Source organism: Embleya australiensis (assembly GCF_051903075.1).
Lineage (GTDB): Bacteria > Actinomycetota > Actinomycetes > Streptomycetales > Streptomycetaceae > Embleya.
Map to the genome: position 1 here is coordinate 4,152,259 of NZ_CP182422.1, position 21,058 is coordinate 4,173,316.

A 21,058-nucleotide genomic window follows, 5' to 3' on the forward strand; every position below is an offset into this window, starting at 1 on the left:
TTTTCTCAATGGGCCGACAGGGGACGTTGGCCGATCGTTTCTCGGGCCGGGACAACAGCATCGGGCTGATCCGACTGCTGCTGGCCACGGCCGTCGTGGTGGCGCACGCACACATCCTGGGCGGCTTCGGCAAGCGTGAGCCGGGCAACGGCTTCACCGGTCAGCAGGTCGGCCTCGGTCGGATGTCCGTCTACGGCTTCTTCGTCCTGTCCGGCTTCCTGATCACCCGCAGCGGCATGCGCACCACGACCGGGCGCTACCTCTGGCATCGCCTGTTGCGGATCCTGCCCGCCCTGTGGGTGTGCGTGCTGTTCACCGCGTTCGTGGCGGCGCCGATCATGTTCCGGCACCAGCAGGGTTCACTGGACGGCTTCTGGCGGCACGGGGAAGGACCGTTCGGCTACGTCCGCGCCAACTGGTGGACGGGTCTGCGCCAGTTGGACATCTCGAACATCCTCGCGTCCGGCAAGAAGTCGGGGCAGGCGTTCGATCCCGGATTCGACGGCGCGCTGTGGTCGCTGAGCTACGAGATGACCTGCTACCTCGTCGTCGCGGCGATGGCCTGGTCGGGCGTCCTGCGCGGATCCCGCCGATTCGTACTGCTGCTGACCGCCCTGCTCTACGGCTGGATCGTGATGGACCTGGTGCACGCCCCCGGCTGGCGCGGCCCGCAGAACACCGACGGCGTCGACATCCACGTCCCGGTCCTGAGCGGGTTCATCGGCCCGCTGTACAGCCAGTACCTGATCTATCTGAGCTTCCTGTTCTGCGTCGGCATGCTCTTCCAGCTCTACCGGGAGCGGATCCCGGTCAGCGACGTGCTCGGTGTCGTCTCGATCCTCGTGCTGGTCGCGAGCATGCGCTTCGGCGGCTTCTTCGTGTTCGGCTTCCCCGCCTTCGCCTACGCGCTGATGTGGCTCGTGGTGCGCCTGCCGAAGCCCTTCCGATCGGTCGGTCGCAAGCGCGACCTCTCCTACGGCATCTACATCTACGGCTTCGTGGTCGAGCAGTTCCTGGTGGTGCTCGGGTACAACCGGCACGGCTTCCTCGCCTACCTCGGGTTGTCGCTGCTCGGCACCCTCGTGCTCGCCGCCGCCTCGTGGTACCTGGTGGAGAAGCCCGCCATGCGGCTCAAGGACTGGACCCCGGGCCTGTTCCGCTCCCGGCTGCCCGAGCCGGTCCCGGGGGAGCCCGCCGAGGTCGCCGCGGACACGCCGAGGGCGGCGCCGGACTCCCCGACGCCGCCCTCGACCGTGACGATGCACCGCTGACCCCCGGCCCGAGGGTCGGCGGCCCCGATCAGCCGCTCTTCGCCCCGGGGGTGCCGTGCACGGGGGACTTCCACGGCGGGGTGCCCAGCCGCTGGCACTTGTGGTTCTTGGCGTACCTCGGGCACTCGCCGTTGGTCTTCTGGAGCTGGTGCGAGCGGAACGTCAGCGAACCGATGCTCGTGTCGTCGACCGGCATGATGTCGTCGGACACCGACGACGCCGCGATACCGAACAGCAGCGCCATCGCGGCCAGCGCCCCGATCGTGGTCGACATGCCGGGAGTGGTGCGCCAGCGCGCGCCCACGTGCATCGGCTCGACCTCGGTGGCCGGGTCCGCGCGATGCACGACGAACCGGTTCCACAACGAACGCATGCGTTGCGCGGACAGGTGCACGGCCACGCCGACCAGCAGCAGCATCACGTAGGCCAGCTCGATCGAGGTGCGCGGGTACAGCTGCACCGCGTCGTTCTGGAACATGTGCGACGCGAACCAGAACCGCATCAGCCACGAGCTGGCCAGGCAGGCCACCAGCGCGAGGACCAGCGAGCGCCGCATGCCGAGGGCGAGCGCGACCGCGAGCCCCACCAGCAGGATCAGCATGAACACGCCGACACCGCCGAGTTCGCCCGGCGGCGGCCACATGCCCACCTCGCCCGGTGTGTCGCTGCGCCACATGAGGAAGTAGGCGGGGTCGACCTTGGTGTCGAAGTAGAAGTAGGAGTCCTTCTCGCCGCCGCCCTTGAGCAGCAGGTCCTTCAGGTACAGACCGCTGATCAGCAGGAACGGGACGAGCGTCGCGCCGAGGAAGACCAGCGCCGACTTGAAGCCGCGCCGCCAGGGCAACACGAGCAGACACGTCACGAGCACACCCGCCGCCGACCAGACGAACCAGCCGGAGTAGGCGATCATCATTACGCCCAGCATCACCCCGAAGGCCGCGCCGGTGACGAGCCGATCGCGCTGCGACATCTGCGGGGATCTGCGCAGCACCTGGATGAACTTGGCGATCACCGGCACGAACACGACCAGCACGATCGTCGTGTAGGGCTTGATCGGTTCGTACAGCGGAATCGAGCTGGTCACCCCGATGGCCAGGGCCCACAGCGGCTGGAACCACAACCGCCAGGCGAGGTACGCGGCCGGGCCGATCATCGCCATCAGCAGGATCTGCATGTCCTGGAGGGCGTACGAGGTGTTCCCGCCCCGGAGCACCTTCGCCCACAGGGCCAGGAACTCCGGGAACAGCGGCGGGTATACGCCGGACGGGATCGACTCGCCCCGGTTGATCGCCCCCGCCCAGTTGGCGAGGGTGCCCACGTCACCGCCGACCCCGTTGATGGGCCACGGCGTGCCGCGCAGGCCGATCGTGGTGCCGCCCGCCACGAAGCCGGTGGCCAGTCCCGCCACGACGGCACACGAGAGGCGCACCACGAGCGCCTGCAGGGTCGGACCGAACCGCCGGTAGGCGATCACCAGTGCCGCGATGACCAGCAGCGAGATCAGCGTCATCCGCAACTGGAGCGTCGCCAGGCCGCTGACCTGACCGATCCGGTTGATCGGGTTGACCCGGATGTTGCGCGCCCAGATGGCGAACACCAGCGCGGTGAACATCGCCACGGCGCCCTCCGCACAGACCAACAGCGGGCGCCGCCACCACGGAGCCGCGGTCGCGGCCGCGCTCTTGGGCACCGTCTCCGGTGGGGGTGAGGACGTAGGGAGTTCGGGCGACGGGGCGCACTCCACCTGGTTTCTCCTTCAATGGGCCGGGCAAGGTCCTGCCGGTCGACCCGCGAGGGGTCGACCGGCAGGACAGCAGTCGAGACGTTGGCGGCCCCGTCGCGGGTTGCGCCACGGGACGTTCTCGGTGCCGGCGTCAGGTGCCGACGAGACCGAGCGAGTCGGTGAAGTCCTTACAGATCGTGTACTGCGGGAGCAGACCCGTGCGGGCCGCCTCCTCCAGCGACGGGGCCTCCGCGTCCCGCGCGGACAGCACCGGCTCGTCCGTCTGCCAGTCGATCGCCAATCGGGCATCCAGGGGATGCACCGTGTGTTCGCGTTCGGGGGCATACACGGCCGAGCACATGTAGACCAGTGTCGCGTCTTCGGACCGCGCGCAGAATCCGTGCCCCAGGCCCTCGGAGATGTACAGCGCCTTGTGCTCGACATCGTCCAGCAGCACGCTCTCCCAGCGACCGAACGTCGGCGAGCCGACCCGCAGATCCACCACCACGTCGAGCAGCGCGCCGCGCGAACAGGTCAGATACTTCGCCTGACCCGGCGGGACATCGGCGAAGTGCACGCCCCGGATCACGCCGCGGGCGGACACCGAGATGTTGGCCTGGGCGAGGTTCAGCGGGTGTCCGACCGCCTGTGCGAGGTGATCGAATCGATACCATTCCGTGAACATGCCACGTGGGTCGCCGTGCAGACGGGGCGTGACCTCCCAGGCCCCGTCGATGCCGAGCGGGCGGATATCCATGCGGGTTTCCTCAGTCGACGGGGGTCGGGTGGGGGGCCAAGCCCTCACCGTACGCGAGCAGGTCGATCAGGTATTTTCCGTAGCCGCTCTTGAGCAGGGGAGTCGCGATCGCGCGCACCGCCTCGTCGTCGATGAACCCGGCCCGCCAGGCGGCCTCCTCGACACAGCCGATCTTGAGCCCCTGACGCTGCTCGATCACCCGGACGAACTCGGCGGCCTGGACCATCGAGTCGAAGGTGCCGGTGTCCAGCCAGGCCGTGCCGCGGTCGAGCAGGGTCACGTTCAGTCGGTCCGCGCGCAGGTAGGCGGCGATGACCTCGGTGATCTCCAACTCGCCGCGCGCGCTGGGGGTGAGCCCACGGGCGATCTCCACGACCTGGTTGTCGAAGAAGTACAGCCCGGGCACCGCGTAGCGGGACTTGGGCCGTGCCGGCTTCTCCTCGATCGACAGGGCGCGACCGTCGGCGTCGAACTCCACCACGCCGTAGGCGCTCGGGTCGGCGACCGGGCAGGCGAAGACCCGGGCGCCCTTCAGGTCCGTGTGACCACGCAACTGTCGACCGAGGCCGACGCCGTGGAAGATGTTGTCGCCCAGTACGAGCGCGACGGATTCGTCGCCGATGAAGTCGGCACCGAGGACGAATGCCTGGGCGATTCCCTCGGGTCGCTCCTGGGCCACGTATTCGATGCTCAGTCCCAACCGCGATCCGTCGCCGAGCAGGCGTCGGAACTGCGGCTGGTCGTGGGGGGTGGTGATGACCAGGATCTCGCGGATTCCGGACATGATCAGTGTGGACAGCGGGTAGTAGATCATCGGCTTGTCGAAGACAGGCATGAGCTGCTTCGAGACGGCCTGGGTCAAAGGCCACAGTCGGGAGCCGGTGCCACCCGCGAGAAGAATGCCGCGCATGGCGCACACCCTACGTGGTGTGGGTGAATCCCAGGTTGCGGCGGATCCTCCCGTCCACCGGCGCGGGAGCCGATACCGCTCGGGCGGAACGTGTAAAATGCCGTTTCCATGCGGATCTTGGTCACAGGCGGAGCCGGTTTCGTCGGCTCGGAGTTCGTACGGGGTCTGTTGTCCCGTTCGAGCGTGTCCGACTCGATCACAGTGTTGGACAAGCTGTCCTACTCGGGAAGTACCGCGAATCTGGCGGGTGTGGAGGGACACCCGGGATACACGTTCGTCCGCGGCGACATCACAGACATCGAACTGGTCGATCAGGTCGTGCCGGGCCACGACGTGATCGTGCACTTCGCGGCCGAATCGCACGTGGACCGCTCGATCTCCGGCGCGATGGAATTCGTGACGACCAATGTCGTCGGCACCCAGACCCTGCTCGACGCCGCCCGGAAGCATCGACTCGGGCGTTTCGTCCAGGTGTCCACCGACGAGGTCTACGGCTCGATCAGCGAGGGCTCGTGGACCGAGGACTGGCCGCTCGCGCCCAATTCCCCCTACTCGGCGAGCAAGGCGGGGGCCGATCTGTTGGCCCTGGCGGCCTTTCGCACCCATGGCCTGGACGTGGTGCTCACCCGGTGCTCCAACAACTACGGGCCCTACCAGTTCCCCGAGAAGATGATCCCCCTGTTCCTGACCAACCTGTTCGACGGCAGGCCGGTCCCGCTGTACGGCGACGGCGGGAACGTACGGGACTGGTTGCACGTCAAGGACCACTGCGCGGGCATCGAGAAGGTGATGCGTCAAGGCCGCGCCGGCGAGACGTACCACATCGGCGGTGGCGTCGAGATGTCCAACCGGGAGTTGACCGGGATGCTCCTGGAGGCGTGCGGGGCGGATTGGAAGATGGTGCGGCCGGTCGAGGATCGTAAGGGCCACGACCTGCGCTACTCGTTGTCGATCCGCAAGATCCAGGACGAACTCGGCTACGCCCCGGTCGTACCTTTCGAGCGCGGACTCGCGGACACCGTAGCCTGGTACCGGGACAACCGATCCTGGTGGGAACCCTTGAAGGCGCGGGCGACGGGCACCTGATCCGGTGGGACGCTCGACGCGTCACCGACATCCGTTGCCGAGCACTTAGGTGTATTGATCGCATGACGACGTTCGACATCATGCTGCCCTACTACGGCCCTGTTCCGCTGATGCAGGCCGCGGTGCGCAGCGTCATGACGCAATCCGACCGCGACTGGCGACTCACCGTCGTCGACGACGGTCGCGAGGAGGGCGTCGCGGAGTGGTTCGACTCGCTGGGGGACACGCGTGTGCGCTACCTGCGCAACGAGCGCAATCTCGGGGTCTCGGGCAACTACCGCAAGTGCATCGACCTGGTCGAGTTCGACCGGGTGGTCCTGATGGGGACCGACGACATCATGCTGCCGAACTACCTCGAACGTATGCGTGAATCGCTCGCGCTGGCGCCGGACGTGGCGATGATCCAGCCGGGCGTCGAGGTCATCGACGGCCTGGGGCAACCGGTGAAGACCCTGGTGGACGGGACCAAACGGCGGATCTACGCGCCCAAGGTGGACGGCCACCGCCTGATGGGCGGTCAGGAGTTGGCCACCGGCCTGGTCCGCGGCAACTGGCTCTACTTCCCGTCCGTGTGCTGGCGCGCCGACGCGCTCAAGGCGGTGCCGTTCCGGGAGGACCTCCGGGTCACCCAGGATCTCGCGCTGGTCCTGGAACTGCTGTTTCGGGGGGAGGAGTTGCTCGTCTCCAGCCCGATCAGCTTCCAGTATCGCCGGCACGCGGCGAGCATCTCGTCGGCCACCGCCGTCAACGGCGCCCGCTTCGCCGAGGAGCGGGACTTCTTCCGGGAGTTGGCCGTGGTGGCCCAGGAGCACGGCTGGCCGCGGACGGCCAGGGCCGCGCGTTTCCACGTCGCGTCGCGACTGCACGCGCTGACCCTGCTGCCCGGTGCGGTACGGACCGGGCGGATGGAAAGTGTGACCAACATCGTCTCGCACGCGTTCGGCTCGGTGCGCCGGGCGCGATGACCCGCGTTGCGGCGACCCCGAGGGGGGTTCGCCGGTCTCCATGGAAAGAGAGCGGCACATGGCCGAATCGCTGTCCGCCGCGCCGGGTGGGCCGGCCACCCCCGCGCGGGTGGCCGTCCTGGGCGGTACCGGGTTCATCGGCCGCCCGCTGTGCGCGGCCCTGGCCGAGCGCGGCCACGCGGTGGTGGCGATCGGACGGCGGGAGCCGGCAACCCCGGTCGCCGCGACGTTCGTGCGCCTGGACGTGGAGCAGGCGCCCCCGAAGGTGACGGCCGAGGTGTTCGCCGAGCACCGGGTGACCCACGTGATCAACGCGGCCGGCGGCATGTGGGGCCTGACCGACGAGGAACTGGTCGGCGCGAACCTGACGTTGGTCGAGAACGTGATCGCGGCGATCGGCCGGTCGGATCGGGCCCCCCGCCTGGTGCACCTGGGCACCGTGCACGAATACGGTCTGGTCCCGGTCGGCACGATCCTGCACGAGGACTCGCCGGCACGTCCGGTCACCGCGTACGGCACGGCGAAGCTGCGCTGCACCGAGCGGATCGGCGCGGCCGCCGCGGACGCGGGCCTGGACGCGATCGTGCTGCGCGTGGGCAACGTGGTCGGCGCCGGCCAGCCCGGCCACAGCCTGCTGGGCGGGGTGGCCGCGAGGTTGTCGCGCGGCGCCGGATCCGATGGGCCGGTGCGCTTGGCCTTCGCGTCGCTGGGTGCGCGTCGCGACTTCGTCGACCTCGACGACGTGGTGGCCGCGGTGGTCCTCGCCGCGGAATCGACCGCGCGGGGGGTGGTCAACATCGGCGCCGGGGCGGCGGTGCCCGCCCGCGATCTGGTCCGCCTGCTCGTCGAGGCCGGCGGCGTCCCGGCCGAGGTGATCGAGGAGTTCCCCGATCCGGATCCGGACGAGCAGTGGCAGTGCATGTCCGTGGCCCGCGCCGAGGAGGTGCTGAGCTGGCGCCCGGTTCATCCCCTCGGGCACGCGATGCGGCGCCTGTGGGCCCGGCACGCGGCGGAGCGCGTCGGTCGGGACGGCGAGGAGGCCCCCGACGCGTGACGCGTCGGGGGCCTCCTCCCCGTGTCACTGGGTGCTCGTGTTCCCGAAGGCGTGCCGGGTCAGGTTGCGCACCGAGCTCTTGTCCCCGCGGCGGACCGCCTTGGGGACCAGCGTGAGCGCGTGCAGGCGCGACCCGACGTGGTTGCGCGCGGCGGCGGCCGCGCGGTGCCACCCCAGGGCCTCGAAGCGCTCGATCATGCCGGTGAAGTAGGTGCGCTCGGTGACGAAGCGGCGGCCGCTCGCGGCCGCGGCCGAGGAGTGGCTGACCGCGTGCCGCCGGTAGCGGAAGCAGACGGTGTCGTCGACCACCATCGTCGCGTGCAGGCACAGCGCGTCGATCACCATGGCGAGGTCGTGCACCTCGTCCAGGTCGTCGGGGAAGCCCACCTTCTTGGCGATGTCGCTGCGCCACGCCAGCGAGGGGAAGTACAGCCAGTTGCCGCGGATCAGGCCGACCGCGAGGTCCTCGCCGCCGAAGAGCCGGCGACCCTGCACCTTGGGCGCGAACAGGTGTCGCTTGACCTGATCGACGAAGGGCATCGCCGGGTTCCCGGCGGTGTCGATGACTTGCACCCCCGGCTGCACGATCTTGGCGTCGGGGTACTGCTCGAAGCAGGCCCGCACGGTGGCGAAGTAGTGGGGGAGCATCACGTCGTCCCCGCCCATGAAGACCAGGAGCGGGTTCTCGACCAGCGAGAGCACCTTCTGGTAGTTCTTCGTGACGCCCAGGCGGTGTTCGTTGCGCTGGTACTCGATGCGACTGTCCTGGAGGCTCGCGAACCACTCCGGCACACCGGGTTCGGAGCCGTCGTCGGTGACGATGAGCCGCCAGTTCTGGTCGGTCTGGGCGATGACGCTACGGACGGCTTGTTGCATCATGCCCACGTCGCCGTAGTAGGGCATCGCGACGTCGATCGTTTCCAACACAGTCTCCGGTTGCGAGTCGAGTGAACGTGGTGCTTCAGGCTTGCACGACGCTGTCGGTCGGAGTGCCCCGAAGGGCATCCTCCGCCCGGGCGTCGCTCACATGGTGCCCTGGTCGGCGCTTGCCCAGACTCCACAGCAGGAAGGCCATGACCAGCGCGGTGATCAGCGATCCGGTCAGGTAGGCCGCCTCGACCCGGATCTGGATGGAACCCGGCGACGCGGTCACGGCGGCGAGCGCGGCGACGCCGATCACCCAGGACCACATCTGGTGCCGGTGCCCGCCCTGGGCCATCAGCGCCTGCCCGAGTACGAGGGCGAGCATGTAGCACAGCGTGCCCAGCGAGAACCAGGCGAAGTCCCCGGTGCCGAGCACCTCGGGCGAGCCGAACAGGGTCGGCACCAGCCAGGGACCGAGGATCGTGGCCACCGCTCCGCCGCTGAGGCCGAGCACCGCGACGATGCCGCAACTGCGCAGTACGAGCTGGCGGAACGCGGCGCGATCACCGGCGGCGTGCGCGCCGGCCAACCCCGGCAGCAGCGAGGTCTGCAACGAACTGAAGACGAACAGCGGCACCCGGGCCAGCACGATCGCCGACAGCAGCGCGCTGACCAGTTCGACCTCGCCGGGTTCGAGCAGCTTGACGTTGATGACCGCGATGTTCACCACGATCTGGGACAACATCGTGGAGACGATGAGCAGGGCCAGGCCCCGATACATCGCCTTCCACGGCACCGTGGTTCCCGGCAGCGCGTGCCGCAGCACCGGGCGCAGGGTGACCAGGACCGACAGGAGCGGGGCCGCGGTCAGGATCAGACTGAACATCAGCGCCGACTCGACCTTGGCGATGCCGAGGCCGAACGCGAAGACGATCCGCAGGCCGCCGTCGATCGCCAACTGCGCGCCGTACTCCCGGAACAGGCCGAGTCCGGCGAGGATGCCGCGGGTCACCGCGGTCGCCGCCAACCCGACGAACGCGCCGGCGAGAGCGATCAGCATGGAGCGCTGCCCGGCGAACAGCCGGTCGGCGATGGGTACGGCGCCGGCCGCGACCACGATCAGCACCGCCGCCAGGATGGCGCCGGCCAGGACCATGCCCCTGCGCAATACCGGAGCCGCGCCCTCGCCGCCGATTTTGCGGGCGGCGACGATTCGAGTGATCTCCTGTTCGACCGGGGTATAAAATCCATACCCCACGGAAAAGGCGATGGTCCACAAAACCGACACATTCGCCATGCCGTCGGACGACAGTGTGTGGCCGGCGAGTGCAAGATGCACATATGAGGCGGCGCCCAGAACGACGACGCCGATGCCGACTCGGAGCGTGCCCGGGGGTAGAGCCCGGACGGCGCGTACTACGAGATTCACGGAGACCCGGCCGATGCGAAGTTGGGATGGAGTGAGGCGGCGTGGAGATCGGGCCCGCCCGCGTCGCCCACCGATCTGATCGCTCGGGCCCTCAGCACAGGACCGTACAGGCGATCATGGGCGACCCACCAGGCAGCCGATCGGTTAGGATCCTCTGAGGTGATGGGCCCATAGCTTCGCGAGTCTACTGGACATACGAGGCGACAGGTTCGGCCGATGATCGACCGGAGGCCGCGTGGCCGGGCCGAGTGCGCGTCGGTTCGTCTCTTCGGATTGTTGCTCGAAACAATCAGACGCGGTAGCGAAAACTCTCATCTTGGAGTGTCTGGTGCGGGACTACAGCGACGTATGGTTGGTGATCCCTGTCTTCAATGAAGACCAGGTCATCGCCCAAGTCGTCACGGATGCATCTCTAGTATTCCCGAACATTGTTTGTGTGGATGACGGCAGCTCCGACAATTCGGCCCGTGAAATTTTCGGGACCGTTGCGCACCTCGTGAAGCACCCGGTCAATCTCGGCCAGGGTGCGTCCTTGCAAACCGGAATCACCTACGCGCTCGCCCAGCCGGGCGCTCGGTATTTCGTCACCTTCGACGCCGACGGGCAACACCGGGTCGAAGACGCCGAGGCGATGGTCGAACGCATCCGCATGGGTGATGTCGACGTCGTGCTCGGTTCGCGCTTCCTGGAAGCCAGCACGGAGATTCCCAAAATAAAGCGAATCGTGCTGCGGACCGTTGCAGCGGTGAGTCTCACGTCCCGCAAGCTGCATTTGACGGACGCGCACAACGGGTTGCGGGTCTTCAATCGGGAGACCGCGGCGCGGTTGCGCATCAACATGAACGGCATGGCACACGCATCCGAGATCGTCGGTTTCCTGGCGCGTTCGGGTCTGCGCATCAAGGAGATGCCCGTGTCCGTCCGTTACACCGAATACTCGAAAGCCAAGGGCCAGTCGCTCATCAATGGCGTGAACATCCTCTTTGACATGTCGGTTCGGCAGCGGGGTAAATGATCGTATGTTGATCCAGGCAATTCTCCTCCTCGGCGCCGCGGGCCTGCTGGCCCTCTTCGTCCTGCAGTGGGACCAGGTGCGCACCCGGGCCTGGAAGCGCATCGCGTTCCTGCTGTTCGTCGGCGTCAACGCCTACGCGGTGATCCGTCCCTCCGACACCACGTGGCTCGCGCACAAGGTCGGCGTCGGTCGTGGAACCGACTTGATCCTCTACGGACTCGTAGTAGGTGTCGCCTTCATGGCGATGAACACCTTCATGCGGTTCCGGTCCCTGGAGAAGAAGATCACCGACCTCGCGCGCAGCGTGGCCATCCGCGAGGCGCAGCTGCTCAACGCGAACCGGCCGGAGGCGCCGGCTCGGGCCGCGGAGAACGGCGGCCGGCCCGCACAGGTCGCCGAGGTTCCCGCGTCGGAGCACATCTCGACGAGCTGATCCGGTTCTCGAGCGGACGACCGGGCCGTGCCGCCACCGCACGTACACGGAAGTGGACTCGGGTTCGAAGATGGTCGTATCGCGCAGGAGCGTACTTGTCGGTGGTTGTGGCCTCGCCCTCGCCGGCGCGGGTGTGGTCACAGCGGTGGAATTGCTCGATCGGGGCGACGGGTCCGCGCCGTCGCGGGCCGTCGCCCGTCCGGCGTCGGCGCCCGTCGTCTCGTCGACGACGCGCGTGCTCAACGTGGTCGCGCACCACGACGACGATCTGCTCTTCCTCAGCCCGGAATTGTTGGACAACCTGACCGCAGGGGCGTTCCTGCGGTCGGTCTATTTCAACGCGTCGGATTACCAGGGCTACCCGAAGTACATGACGGATCGGGAGCAGGGCCTGCGCGACGCCTATGCGCGTACGTTGGGCGCCGAACTCCGGGACTGGAAGTCGCAGCCCTACGAGTCGGGCGGCGTGCGGGCGACGCTGTGGACCCTGGGCGAACGGGTCTCGATACTGGAGACCCGAATTCCCGACGGGTACATGCGGACCCCGCTCGGCGCGAAACGCCTTTGGGGTCTGTACGCGGACAACACGCGGGTCACCACGCGGCCCGGTGACACTTTTCCCGCGCAGGACCTCGACCGGGACCGCCTGGTCGCGTTCCTGCGCGGGTTGCGGGACGAATTCAAGCCGGACCGGGTCAATACCCTGGATCCGACGTCCGACCTTCAGGGCGACCCGGATCCGGTCGGCGGTTTCCACCAGGATCACGTGGCCGTGTCCCGCCTGGTCAAGTACGCGCTCGAGCAGGACACCAAGCCCTGCTCCGTCACATATCACCGGGATTACACGATCGAGCGGGAGCCGGTGAATCTCACCGGCGAACAGGCGGCGCGGAAGAAGAAGGCCTTCGGCGTATACACCGACTACGATCCGGACGCCAAGCACAGCAAGGTATACGGGCCCTGGCTCCGCAAATCCTATGAGGTGGACGCCGCCTGGCGCCGGGATCTGGTGCTCCCGATGCCGGTTCCCGACCGCGTCGAGCCGGTTGCCGCACATCCGTATCTGGGACCGCATTACCGCATCCGCAACCGGGGCAACGGCCTCGAGTTGAGCGCGCGGCCCGAGCCCGACGCGCCGGTGACCACCACGGCGGCCAGGGAGCAACCGGGCAGCGCGTTCCGCCTGGCCGGCATCCGGTACGGCTGGGGGCTGATCCCGGTGGGCGGCGAGGTCATCGTGGCGGTCCCGGGCGCGAGCACCGCCGCCGAGTGCGGCGCCCGGTTGGTCGCGCGGGCTCTCGACCCGGCCCAGGCGGTACGCGCGCACGGCGACGTCGCGACCGGATTCAGCCTGATCTTCGCCCATTCCGGCATGGCGCTCACCGGTGCCCACGCGCCCGGTGGAGATGTATTCCAGGCGCCTCTCGGCAGTGGTGACGTCCAAAAATGGGACTTCATCAAGGTCTGAATTCGATCGCTTTATACCATGCGATATCGTGGGCCCGCCCAGTTCGTATGTTTCACCGGACCGAACGAGGAATCGTGACCGTCTCAGACAGCGCGCGGGCGACCGCGTCACCGTTCGGTCCGGTCGCCTCGCCGGGACCGTCGCCCGCCCGCGGATCCCGCCTCGGCCGGAGCCTGCTGATCCTGCTCGCGGCGCTGGCGATGTCCTGGCTGGTGCCGATCGTGGCCTACGCGGCCCACGCGGCGGTCGTTTTGCCGGTGTTGTTCATCGGCTTGGTGGCCTCCCTGCTGCGCTCGGGGCGAACCGTCCTCGACCGCCTGGTCTTCGCGTTCTCGCTGGCAGTGGGCGCGACCTGCCTGGCCGGACTGGTGTTCTCGGTCTGGCCCTGGGGGCTGCACCCGGTGCCGGTGGCCGGGGTGGGCTTCACCGCGGTGTCGATCGGGGCGGTGGTCGCCGGGCGGCGCCCCGCGTTGCCCCGGACGGTGAACCTCCCCGATCTGGTGACCGTGGCATTGACCGCCGCGGTCACCATCGGAACGGTGTTTCCCTATCTCGGCCGCGGACTGGTCGGCCGGCTTTCCCTGGTGGCGGTGGCGGAGGATCTCGGCCGACACTTCGCGCTCTACGACACGATCAGGACCGCCGGTGGTTACACGTTCTTGAATCGTTCGGAAACGCGTACCGGACTGACGAATGAACTTTTCGGTTATCCGCAGGGCAGTCACTTCGGGATGAGTCTGTTCGACAACTTCCTGCGTTCGAGTACCGCCGCCGGTTCCGCGACCACCGCATTGGATCACTTCGTCTACTTCTACGCGGCCACGCTCGTCTTTCTCGTCTTCGCCGTGTTGTGGTCGATGCGCTGGATCGCCGGAACGGCGCTGTCGACATGGCGCTACGTCGCCGTCGGTACGGCGGCCATGGCATATCTGTACTTCGGCGACGGAATGGCGATGTTCCTGCGCGGTTTCCCGAGCGAATTCGTCGGCCTCGGCCTGCTGGCGCTGCTGGTCGCGGTCACCAGCCGGCCGCTGCCCCGGTTGCGGGAGCAGATGTGCGTACTGGCCGCGCTGACCGTCGGGTTGTCCTTCACCTACTACCTGTTTCTCCCCCTGGCCGGAGTGCTGCTCCTGGTCTGGATGTTCGGCAATCGCAAGCGACTGTTCGGGCAGCCGCTGTGGACCGTCGGCGCGGTGGTGGTGACCGCGTTCGGCGCGCTCTACCTGCCGATCCTCAACAGCGAGTCGGTGAAGTCGGATTCGCTGAACGCGGGGGGCGGAATCAGTCCCACCATCCGGCACCTGCTCGCGCTCCTGGTCCTGGTCGTCGCGCTCGGCCTGCTGTCTCGATCGGCCTGGCGCAACCCGGTGCGCCGGATGGCGATCCTGTGGATGGTCTGCGCGGGCGGGGTCGTCGCGCTGATGTTCGTCTACCAGAGCGCGATCATCGGCGAGACCTCGTACTACTACGAGAAGTTGCTGCATCAACTCATCGTGGTCGCCCTCGTCTGCCTCGGCGCGACCTGGTTCGTGGCACCGCGCTGGCGACCCGGGCACTTCGCGGGCCGGGCCCGCCGATCGGCCCCGTTCACCCGCCCCGTCCCGGCGTTGGTGCTGGCGATGGCGCTGTTCGCCGCCCTCGCCCTGAACGCGAACCCGGACCGCGACGTGTGGCGCAAGCCGCCGCGCGATCTCAGTTGGGGTGTGGGCTACTTCACGAAGAAGATGGACCACCCCCGGCTCGCCCAACTGGTCCTGAAAACGATCCAGGCCCAGCCCGACCCCCGGGGCCACGCGACGATAGTGCAGATGAAGAACGACTGGCAGGCCAACTACTACGGGACGTTGTGGGTCGACGTGCTCTCGCGCAACCTGGGCACCGCGTGGCAGGCCAAGCCGTACTACGGCACCCAGGAGACGCCGGAACAACTGACCAAGCGGATCGTGGTCAAGTTCCCCAAGCTGCCGATCCGGGTGGTCACCGACGATCCGGAGATACTGGCGACCGTGCAGACCCTGCGCCGGGATCGCCCCGACCTGGGCCTCGAAGTGTTGTTCAGCAACCCCAGCCGATGCACCTACGACTTCAAGGCGCAACCCGCGCCGAAGCCCGGCGAGCGGGTGGCGCCGGTGCCGAGGATCCCGTTCCCGGCCAACGGGTGCAAGAGCCCCCAAGACGCGCCCGACAGGAAGTGACATGAGCGTGCCCATCGACCCCCGGGTCGGCGTGGTGGTGATCGTGTACAACGACGCCGACCGACTCGCCGACGCCGTGCGTTCGGCGCTCGCCCAGGGCGAGGTCGTCGGCGAGGTCGTGGTCGTGGACGACGCCTCGACCGACGACACCCCGGCCGTCTGCGCGCGGCTGGCGGCCGAGGATCCGCGCGTGCGGATCGTGCGCCGCGCGGACAACAGCGGTGGGTGTGGCACCCCGCGCAACGACGGGATGTCGGCCGCGCGCGCGGCTCGGATCGTCTTCCTGGACAGCGACGACGTGCTCCCGCCCGGCGCGGTCGACGCGCTGGCCGCCGCGGCCGATCGGCACGACGCCCACGTGGTCGCCGGCCTGTGTGTACGGCGGGAGCTGCCGCGCACCCGCGACGTGCCGTGGCAGCCGCACCTGTTCACCGCCGAGGTCGGCTACGCGAATCCGGCCGAGCGGCCCGAGACGGTGTGGGACACCCTGTCGGTCAACAAGCTCTACGACCGGGCGTTCCTGCTCGGGCACGACATCCGCTTCCCCGACGGCGCCGGGCACTACGAGGACTTCGTGTTCACCGCCCGGGTGTACGCGGCCGGCCCGCGCTTCGCGGTGATCTCCGATCACGTCTACACCTGGCACGTGCGTCGCGAGGCCGGCGATCCGTCGATCTCGCTGCGTCGGGACCGGATCGGCAACTGGCTGGATCGCCTCGACGCGCACCGACAGGTCGTGGACATCCTCACCGAGGCGGACGAACCCGCGCTGCGGGCGGCGGCGCAGACCAAGTTCGTCGAGCACGACCTGCGGCTCTACCTGCGCGACCTGCACAAGCGCCCGGCCGAATACCGGGATCCGTGGTGGGACGCGGCCCGTAGGCACCTCGCGGGCCTGGACCCCGACGCGGTACGGGCCGCGTTCCCGGCCGCGCGCTGGGCCGCCGCCGTGCTCGCCGCCCGACCGGAGCCGACCGACCTGGCGCGGTTGTCCGAACTGGCCGCCGAGCCGCCGCGGTTGACCGGTCCGTACACCACTCGCGAGGGTGTCGCGGTGTGGGACGACACGGCGCCCGAGGTGGTGCTGACGGGCCTCGCCGACCTCGCGCCGGCCGAACTGCCGGTGGTGGTCGAGGCGGATGTGATCGGCCCGCGCGGCAACGTCCTGGACCTCACCGTGCACAACCTCCACGGGCGGTTGACCGAGGTCGAACCGAGCCGGATCGACGTGGAGTTGCGCGATCGCCACGGCGACGAGGTCCGGGTCCTCGGCGTCCGGGAGGGCCGACTGCGCGCGGTGCCCGGCGCCGACGCGTGGACCGGCCGGGTCACGGTCGAGGCGCTGCACGTGGCGGGCCTGGAGCCGTTCGCGGTCTGGGACGTGTGGGTCCGGGTGCATCACGCGGCCGGCGCCCCGATCGTCACCAAGGCGCGCGCCGGGCGGGGCCTGGGCCGGCGGATGCGGCCCGATCTGCGCAACGGGCTCGCGTTCGTGCAGTTCCACGCGACCGCGAGCCGGTCGCTGGCGATCCGCTACGCCGGCGGCGGTGCGGGCATCCGCGAGGTCCTGGGTGCCCGACTGCGTCGCCGGCGAGGGTGATTCCGGGGCGGGCAGGACCTGCCCGCCCCGCGGACACGTGCTACATGTCTTCAATCTCCCGTCGGGCTCCGAAGACACGCGCTAGCGGTAGACGTATCCGAAGATCTGTTCCCAGCGCTCCAGGACGGCCTCCGGTGCGAACCGGGTGACGTCCTTGAGGCCCTGTTCGCCGAGACGGTCGCGCAACTCCCGGTCCGTGATCAGCCGCTCCAACGCGGCGGTGAACTCCCGGGTGTTGCCGCGCGGTACCAGCAGGCCGTTCTGTTCGTGCGCGATGATCTCGCGGACACCGGGTGCGCAGTCGAACGCGACGCTGGGCACGCCCATGGCCATCGCCTCCATCAGCGAGATCGGAAAACCCTCGGCGCGCGAGGGTGCCGCGAACACCGAGGCATCGCGCAACGCGCCCTCGACGTCGGCGGTGCGGCCCGCGAACTCGACGCCGTCGGCCAACCCCAGCTCGCTCGCCCGGGCGCGCAACCGTCCCTCCTCCGGCCCCGACCCGTACAGCCGCAGCCGCCAGTCGGGCCGGCGCCGCGCCACGTCGACCCACGCCTCCAGGAGCAGGTCGTAGCCCTTCTCGAAGGAGAGCCGACCCAGCGCGACCACCAGCGGAGCGGTTCGCTCCGAGGTCGTCTCGGGCTTGATCGGCAGCGGGTTCGGCAGCACGTCGACGTTGTTGAGCCCGTCCCGGCTCCACGCGTCCGCGTCCTCGACGGTCAGCAGCAGCAGCCGGTCCACGTCGGCGAACCAGCGGCGCACCCGGCGGGCCCGCGAGGAGTTCGCCGACGCCTCGAACGACTCGTGGCTCATCCCGATCACCCGCAGCCCGGAGGTGTCGGCCGCGGCGACCCACTCCATCGCCCACACCTGCGGGACGATCACGATCGCCCCGGGCCGCGCGGCGCGGAACAGCGCGGTGAGCCGGTCGGCCGCCTGCCGCACCGACGCCTTGCGCAGCGCCTCCCGACGCCGGGCGACCACGTCGAGCCGATCGCGGACCGTGCGCGGGCCCCAGGCCGACGGCGGATGCACCCGATGCAGGACACTCGTGCGGTACGGCAGATCGCGGCCGTAGTCGTGCACGCTCTCGGGGTGCACGACACCGATCAGGTGCACCGAGTGGCCGCTCGCCTCCAGCATCCCGGCGGTGTGGTGCGCCCAGCGCTGGAGTCCGCCGAGCTCCTCGATGTTGTTGCAGACGATGAAGATGTCGCGCGGTGTGCGCGTCACACTGGTCTCGCTCACTGCGCGCCCCCCCTCGGGAAGAAGCGTTCGACGATCTGCCTGGCCGCGGTGCCGCGGTCGTACTCGCCGTAGGACTTCACGAACGCCCGGCGCAGGTCCGCGTAGCGCCCGTGTTCGGCGCCCGACTCGCGCACCGCGGCGAACAGCGCGTCCTGATCCGCCGCCAGCGGACCGGGCGCCCGGTCGGCCAGCTCGAAGTAGGCTCCGCGCGACTGCCGCGTGTAGGCCTCGTAGTCGTAGGTGTAGAACACCATCGGCCGGTCCAGGAGCGCGTAGTCGAACATCAGCGACGAGTAGTCGGTGATCAGGACGTCGGCCAACCGCAGCAGCGGCGTGACGTCGTGCGTGGCGGACGCGTCGCGCACGTCCTTCGCCAACGACGGCGGCAGGTCCACGGTGTCGAGGTAGTGCGTGCGCACGAGCAGCACGAACTCCTCGCCCAACTCCCGTACCCAGCGTTCGAGATCGAACGGCATCTCGAACTCCTCGTCCTCCTCGCGAGGCCGGAACGTCGGTGCGTACAACACGATCCGGCGCGGATCGCCGACCAGGCCCAACTCGGCCCGCAACGCCTCCACGTCGGCGGTCGGGGCGTCCGCGTCGGCCAGCGCGTCGTTGCGCGGATAGCCGGTGCGCAGCGGCTCGGCCCGCAGCCGGTAGGCGGCCATCAGCGTGTCCACGTCGTGCTCGGACCGGACCACGAAGTAGTCGAAGCGGTCCACGCCCTTTTGCAACCGGGCCTGCGCGGCCGCGTCGGACTGCTTGACCGAGGGCATGTCGAAGCCCATGCGCTTGAGCGCGGAGCCGTGCCAGGTCTGGATGTAGGTGGTGCCGGGGTTCTTCACCGCGTCGCCGAGCACACCCTGGTTGTCGATCCAGAACTCGGCCTGGGCGAGCGCCTTGTAGTGCGCCCACGAGCCGCGCTTGACCAGGGTGGCTTCCTTGGGGAAGCCCGCCCGGCTCTCCGCGTACACCCACACCGCCTCGAACCGGGCCCCGGAGCGCCGCAGTTCCTCGTATATGTAGCGCGGGTTGTCGCTGTACTGGAGGCCGAGGTGGCTTTCGAAGACGACCAGGCCCTTGCGCACCGGCAGCTTGGCCAGCGCGGTCCGCGCCAGCCGGAACGCCTCCCGCTTGCGGGCGCCCGTACGCGTCATCTGCTTGCGGGCGGTCGCGACCAGTTTGTGACCGAAGGCGCTGTCGGCCGTGCGCAGCACCAGTTCGCGGCCCTTGCGGGCGATCGCCCCCTCGTGCGTGACGGTGAAGGACAGATGGCCCTTGTCCGTGATGAACGGGAGCACGTGGTCGCCGACCGCCTTGCCCAGCCGGGGCCGGATCGGGATCGAACGGGCATCCTCCGGCAGCGAGGTGGCGAAGATGCGACTGGTGCTGACCACGCCGTCGACGGTCAGGTCCATCCAGACGTCCCACACCGGGTCGAGTACGCCGACCGGATGCAGCGTGCGGGTGAGGTCCACGGTGGTTTCCCAGGCCAACCCCTCGGGGGTGTGCCGGATCGAGTCCACCGGCACGTGCACCGCGGTCATCGCCAGCTTCTTGCGCCGGGAGCGGAACTCCAGGCGGGCCGAGAGCCGCGCGGTCGGCTCGATGCGGTCGAGCGGATTGACGATCAGGCCCGCCAGCCGCACCGAACCGCCGGTGGACGAGTAGTGCACGAGGTCGTTGCCGAGCCAGACCTGGTCCAGCGGCTTCGCCCAGGTCACCAGGTCGGTGACGTCCAGGATCGCGCGGCCGAGTTCGTCGTCCAGGTGCTCCGCGCACCAGTAGACCCGGCCGTCCTGTCGGTGCAGCGGCGCCGCCACCTTGCTCCGGTTCAACACGAGGTCGATCGCGGTCAGCAGGTTCGGCCAGTCGTCGCGCAGCACGAGGTAGGCGGCAAGCGCCGGGATGTGCTTGGCCTCGCGGAAGGCCCGAGGGTCGAGCGTGGCCAGGTACTCCTGGGCCAACGGGATGAACTCCCGGCGGAATTCCTCGGTTTGGAACGGCAGGCCCCACAGGTAGAGGACCAGGTCGTGCTGGAGGAACTTGACGTCCTTCAGCAGCTTCAGCGACCTCAGTTCCTCGGTCTGCAACTCCTCGTCGATCCGGCGGTGGATCGCGAGCCGATCGGTGAAGTTGCGCAACTCCCCGCGTCGGTTGGAGATCGAACGCACCTTCGCGTCCTTGACCACCCGCCACTGGTAGACGGTGTTCGGGATCAGCGTGATCCGGTTCGCCGCCAGATACGCGCGCGCCGAGAACAGCAGGTCCTCGTAGTGCAGGCCCTCGGGGAACCGCAGTTCGTGTTCGTTCAGGAAGGTTTGGCGGTAACACTTGTTCGTCGACAACGTGTCGTAGAGCAGCTCCGGCCGCTCGCTCGCCGACTCCAGGACCGCGCGCTCCGCGTAGAGCTCGGGATACCACGGGGTGACCTTGCCGTTGCGGCCCTCGTGCAGGCGCACACACAGCCCGGAGATCAGGTCCGCCCCGGTCTCCTCGGCGGCCACCAGCATGTTCTTGCACGCGTGCCGGTCGAGGGTGTCGTCGCTGTCGAGGAACATCACGAACGTGCCGCGGGCCTGGTCGATGCCCTCGTTGCGGGGCCGGCTGCACCCACCGCTGTTGTGCTCCAGCCGAATCGCGCGCACCTTGCCCGGATGCTCGGCCGCGAACCGCTCCGCCACCGCGAAACTGTCGTCGGTGCTCGCGTCGTCCACGATCAGGATCTCGAGGTTGTCCAGGGTCTGCCGCAGGACCGAGTCCACCGCGCGGGGCAGCCGTGTCGCGTCGTTGTAGACGATCACGATCACGCTCACGTCGGGTGCGCGGGACACACTCATGCGACCACCTCCGTGGGCGGGACTCGAAACGGTGCCTCGAGCTTAGCCAGGCGGCCGATCGGCGGGCCAATTCCCGCCGGGTACGGGCATCCGGCGACCGTCGGGAGCATACGGACGCGAAACGGGCGGTCGGCGGTTCCGCGGGCCCGGGTTCGCGAGCGGGGTCGCAAACGATCCCCGTCGCAGGTGGCGGACGACGC

General features: G+C 68.9%; 16 protein-coding genes. 9 read left to right on the forward strand and 7 right to left on the reverse strand.

The features are described from left to right. Positions 1 to 8: 8 nt before the first annotated feature. Entirely contained in the window at positions 9 to 1,271 is a 1,263-nt protein-coding gene (locus ACMXN5_RS17930; RefSeq protein WP_439676113.1) for an acyltransferase family protein, read from the forward strand. Between the two features lie 28 nt (positions 1,272 to 1,299). Here the strand turns inward: ACMXN5_RS17930 and ACMXN5_RS17935 are convergent, their stop codons facing one another. The 3 genes from ACMXN5_RS17935 to rfbA all read right to left on the reverse strand — a co-directional run bounded on the left by ACMXN5_RS17935 (position 1,300) and on the right by rfbA (position 4,661). Next, on the reverse strand, positions 1,300 to 3,015 hold the full coding sequence (locus ACMXN5_RS17935) for a hypothetical protein (RefSeq protein WP_395796900.1): 1,716 nt from the start codon (positions 3,013 to 3,015) through the stop codon (positions 1,300 to 1,302). Positions 3,016 to 3,145: 130 nt separating this feature from the next. Continuing rightward, positions 3,146 to 3,751, reverse strand: a complete 606-nt coding sequence (locus ACMXN5_RS17940; RefSeq protein ID WP_439676114.1) for a dTDP-4-dehydrorhamnose 3,5-epimerase family protein — start codon at positions 3,749 to 3,751, stop codon at positions 3,146 to 3,148. 10 nt (positions 3,752 to 3,761) lie between these two features. After that, entirely contained in the window at positions 3,762 to 4,661 is a 900-nt protein-coding gene (gene rfbA, locus ACMXN5_RS17945) for a glucose-1-phosphate thymidylyltransferase RfbA (protein WP_439676115.1), read from the reverse strand. A gap of 108 nt (positions 4,662 to 4,769) precedes the next feature. Here rfbA and rfbB point away from each other — a divergent pair, with 108 nt between their 5' ends. From rfbB to ACMXN5_RS17960, 3 genes are all read left to right on the forward strand, one after another. Beyond that, positions 4,770 to 5,747, forward strand: a complete 978-nt coding sequence (gene rfbB / locus ACMXN5_RS17950; protein ID WP_439676116.1) for a dTDP-glucose 4,6-dehydratase — start codon at positions 4,770 to 4,772, stop codon at positions 5,745 to 5,747. A 62-nt stretch (positions 5,748 to 5,809) separates the two neighbouring features. After that, a complete protein-coding gene (locus tag ACMXN5_RS17955; protein ID WP_395796908.1) occupies positions 5,810 to 6,712 on the forward strand; it encodes a glycosyltransferase family 2 protein in 903 nt (300 codons plus the stop codon). A 58-nt stretch (positions 6,713 to 6,770) separates the two neighbouring features. Beyond that, the gene (locus ACMXN5_RS17960; protein WP_439676117.1) at positions 6,771 to 7,766 is read left to right on the forward strand and encodes an NAD-dependent epimerase/dehydratase family protein; all 996 of its coding nucleotides are present in this window, start codon (positions 6,771 to 6,773) and stop codon (positions 7,764 to 7,766) included. A gap of 24 nt (positions 7,767 to 7,790) precedes the next feature. On the opposite strand, the gene ACMXN5_RS17965 is transcribed toward ACMXN5_RS17960, so the two are convergent. Then, positions 7,791 to 8,690, reverse strand: a complete 900-nt coding sequence (locus tag ACMXN5_RS17965; protein ID WP_439676118.1) for a glycosyltransferase family 2 protein — start codon at positions 8,688 to 8,690, stop codon at positions 7,791 to 7,793. Positions 8,691 to 8,727: 37 nt separating this feature from the next. Beyond that, positions 8,728 to 9,927, reverse strand: a complete 1,200-nt coding sequence (locus ACMXN5_RS17970) for a lipopolysaccharide biosynthesis protein (protein ID WP_439676119.1) — start codon at positions 9,925 to 9,927, stop codon at positions 8,728 to 8,730. 460 nt (positions 9,928 to 10,387) lie between these two features. On the opposite strand from ACMXN5_RS17970, the gene ACMXN5_RS17975 reads away from it, so the two are divergent. The 5 genes from ACMXN5_RS17975 to ACMXN5_RS17995 all read left to right on the forward strand — a co-directional run bounded on the left by ACMXN5_RS17975 (position 10,388) and on the right by ACMXN5_RS17995 (position 16,770). Further along, positions 10,388 to 11,074 (forward strand): glycosyltransferase family 2 protein, encoded by a 687-nt coding sequence (locus ACMXN5_RS17975; RefSeq protein ID WP_395796916.1) that lies wholly within the window; start codon positions 10,388 to 10,390, stop codon positions 11,072 to 11,074. A gap of 4 nt (positions 11,075 to 11,078) precedes the next feature. Further along, complete coding sequence (locus ACMXN5_RS17980; RefSeq protein WP_439676120.1) at positions 11,079 to 11,507, forward strand: DUF2304 domain-containing protein; 429 nt, start codon at positions 11,079 to 11,081, stop codon at positions 11,505 to 11,507. A gap of 145 nt (positions 11,508 to 11,652) precedes the next feature. Next, entirely contained in the window at positions 11,653 to 12,975 is a 1,323-nt protein-coding gene (locus ACMXN5_RS17985; RefSeq protein WP_439676121.1) for a PIG-L family deacetylase, read from the forward strand. Positions 12,976 to 13,049: 74 nt separating this feature from the next. Further along, positions 13,050 to 15,170, forward strand: coding sequence for a hypothetical protein (locus ACMXN5_RS17990; RefSeq protein WP_439676122.1), 2,121 nt, complete (start codon positions 13,050 to 13,052; stop codon positions 15,168 to 15,170). Position 15,171: 1 nt separating this feature from the next. Beyond that, positions 15,172 to 16,770: a glycosyltransferase family 2 protein gene (locus ACMXN5_RS17995; RefSeq protein ID WP_439676123.1), complete on the forward strand. Its 1,599-nt coding sequence runs from the start codon at positions 15,172 to 15,174 to the stop codon at positions 16,768 to 16,770. An 81-nt stretch (positions 16,771 to 16,851) separates the two neighbouring features. Here ACMXN5_RS17995 and ACMXN5_RS18000 read toward each other — a convergent pair whose 3' ends face one another. After that, positions 16,852 to 18,018 (reverse strand): glycosyltransferase, encoded by a 1,167-nt coding sequence (locus ACMXN5_RS18000; protein ID WP_439676124.1) that lies wholly within the window; start codon positions 18,016 to 18,018, stop codon positions 16,852 to 16,854. Next, the gene (locus ACMXN5_RS18005) at positions 18,015 to 20,858 is read right to left on the reverse strand and encodes a bifunctional glycosyltransferase/CDP-glycerol:glycerophosphate glycerophosphotransferase (protein WP_439676125.1); all 2,844 of its coding nucleotides are present in this window, start codon (positions 20,856 to 20,858) and stop codon (positions 18,015 to 18,017) included. The genes ACMXN5_RS18000 and ACMXN5_RS18005 overlap by 4 nt, the downstream gene beginning before the upstream one ends. Between the last annotated feature and the right edge of the window lie 200 nt (positions 20,859 to 21,058).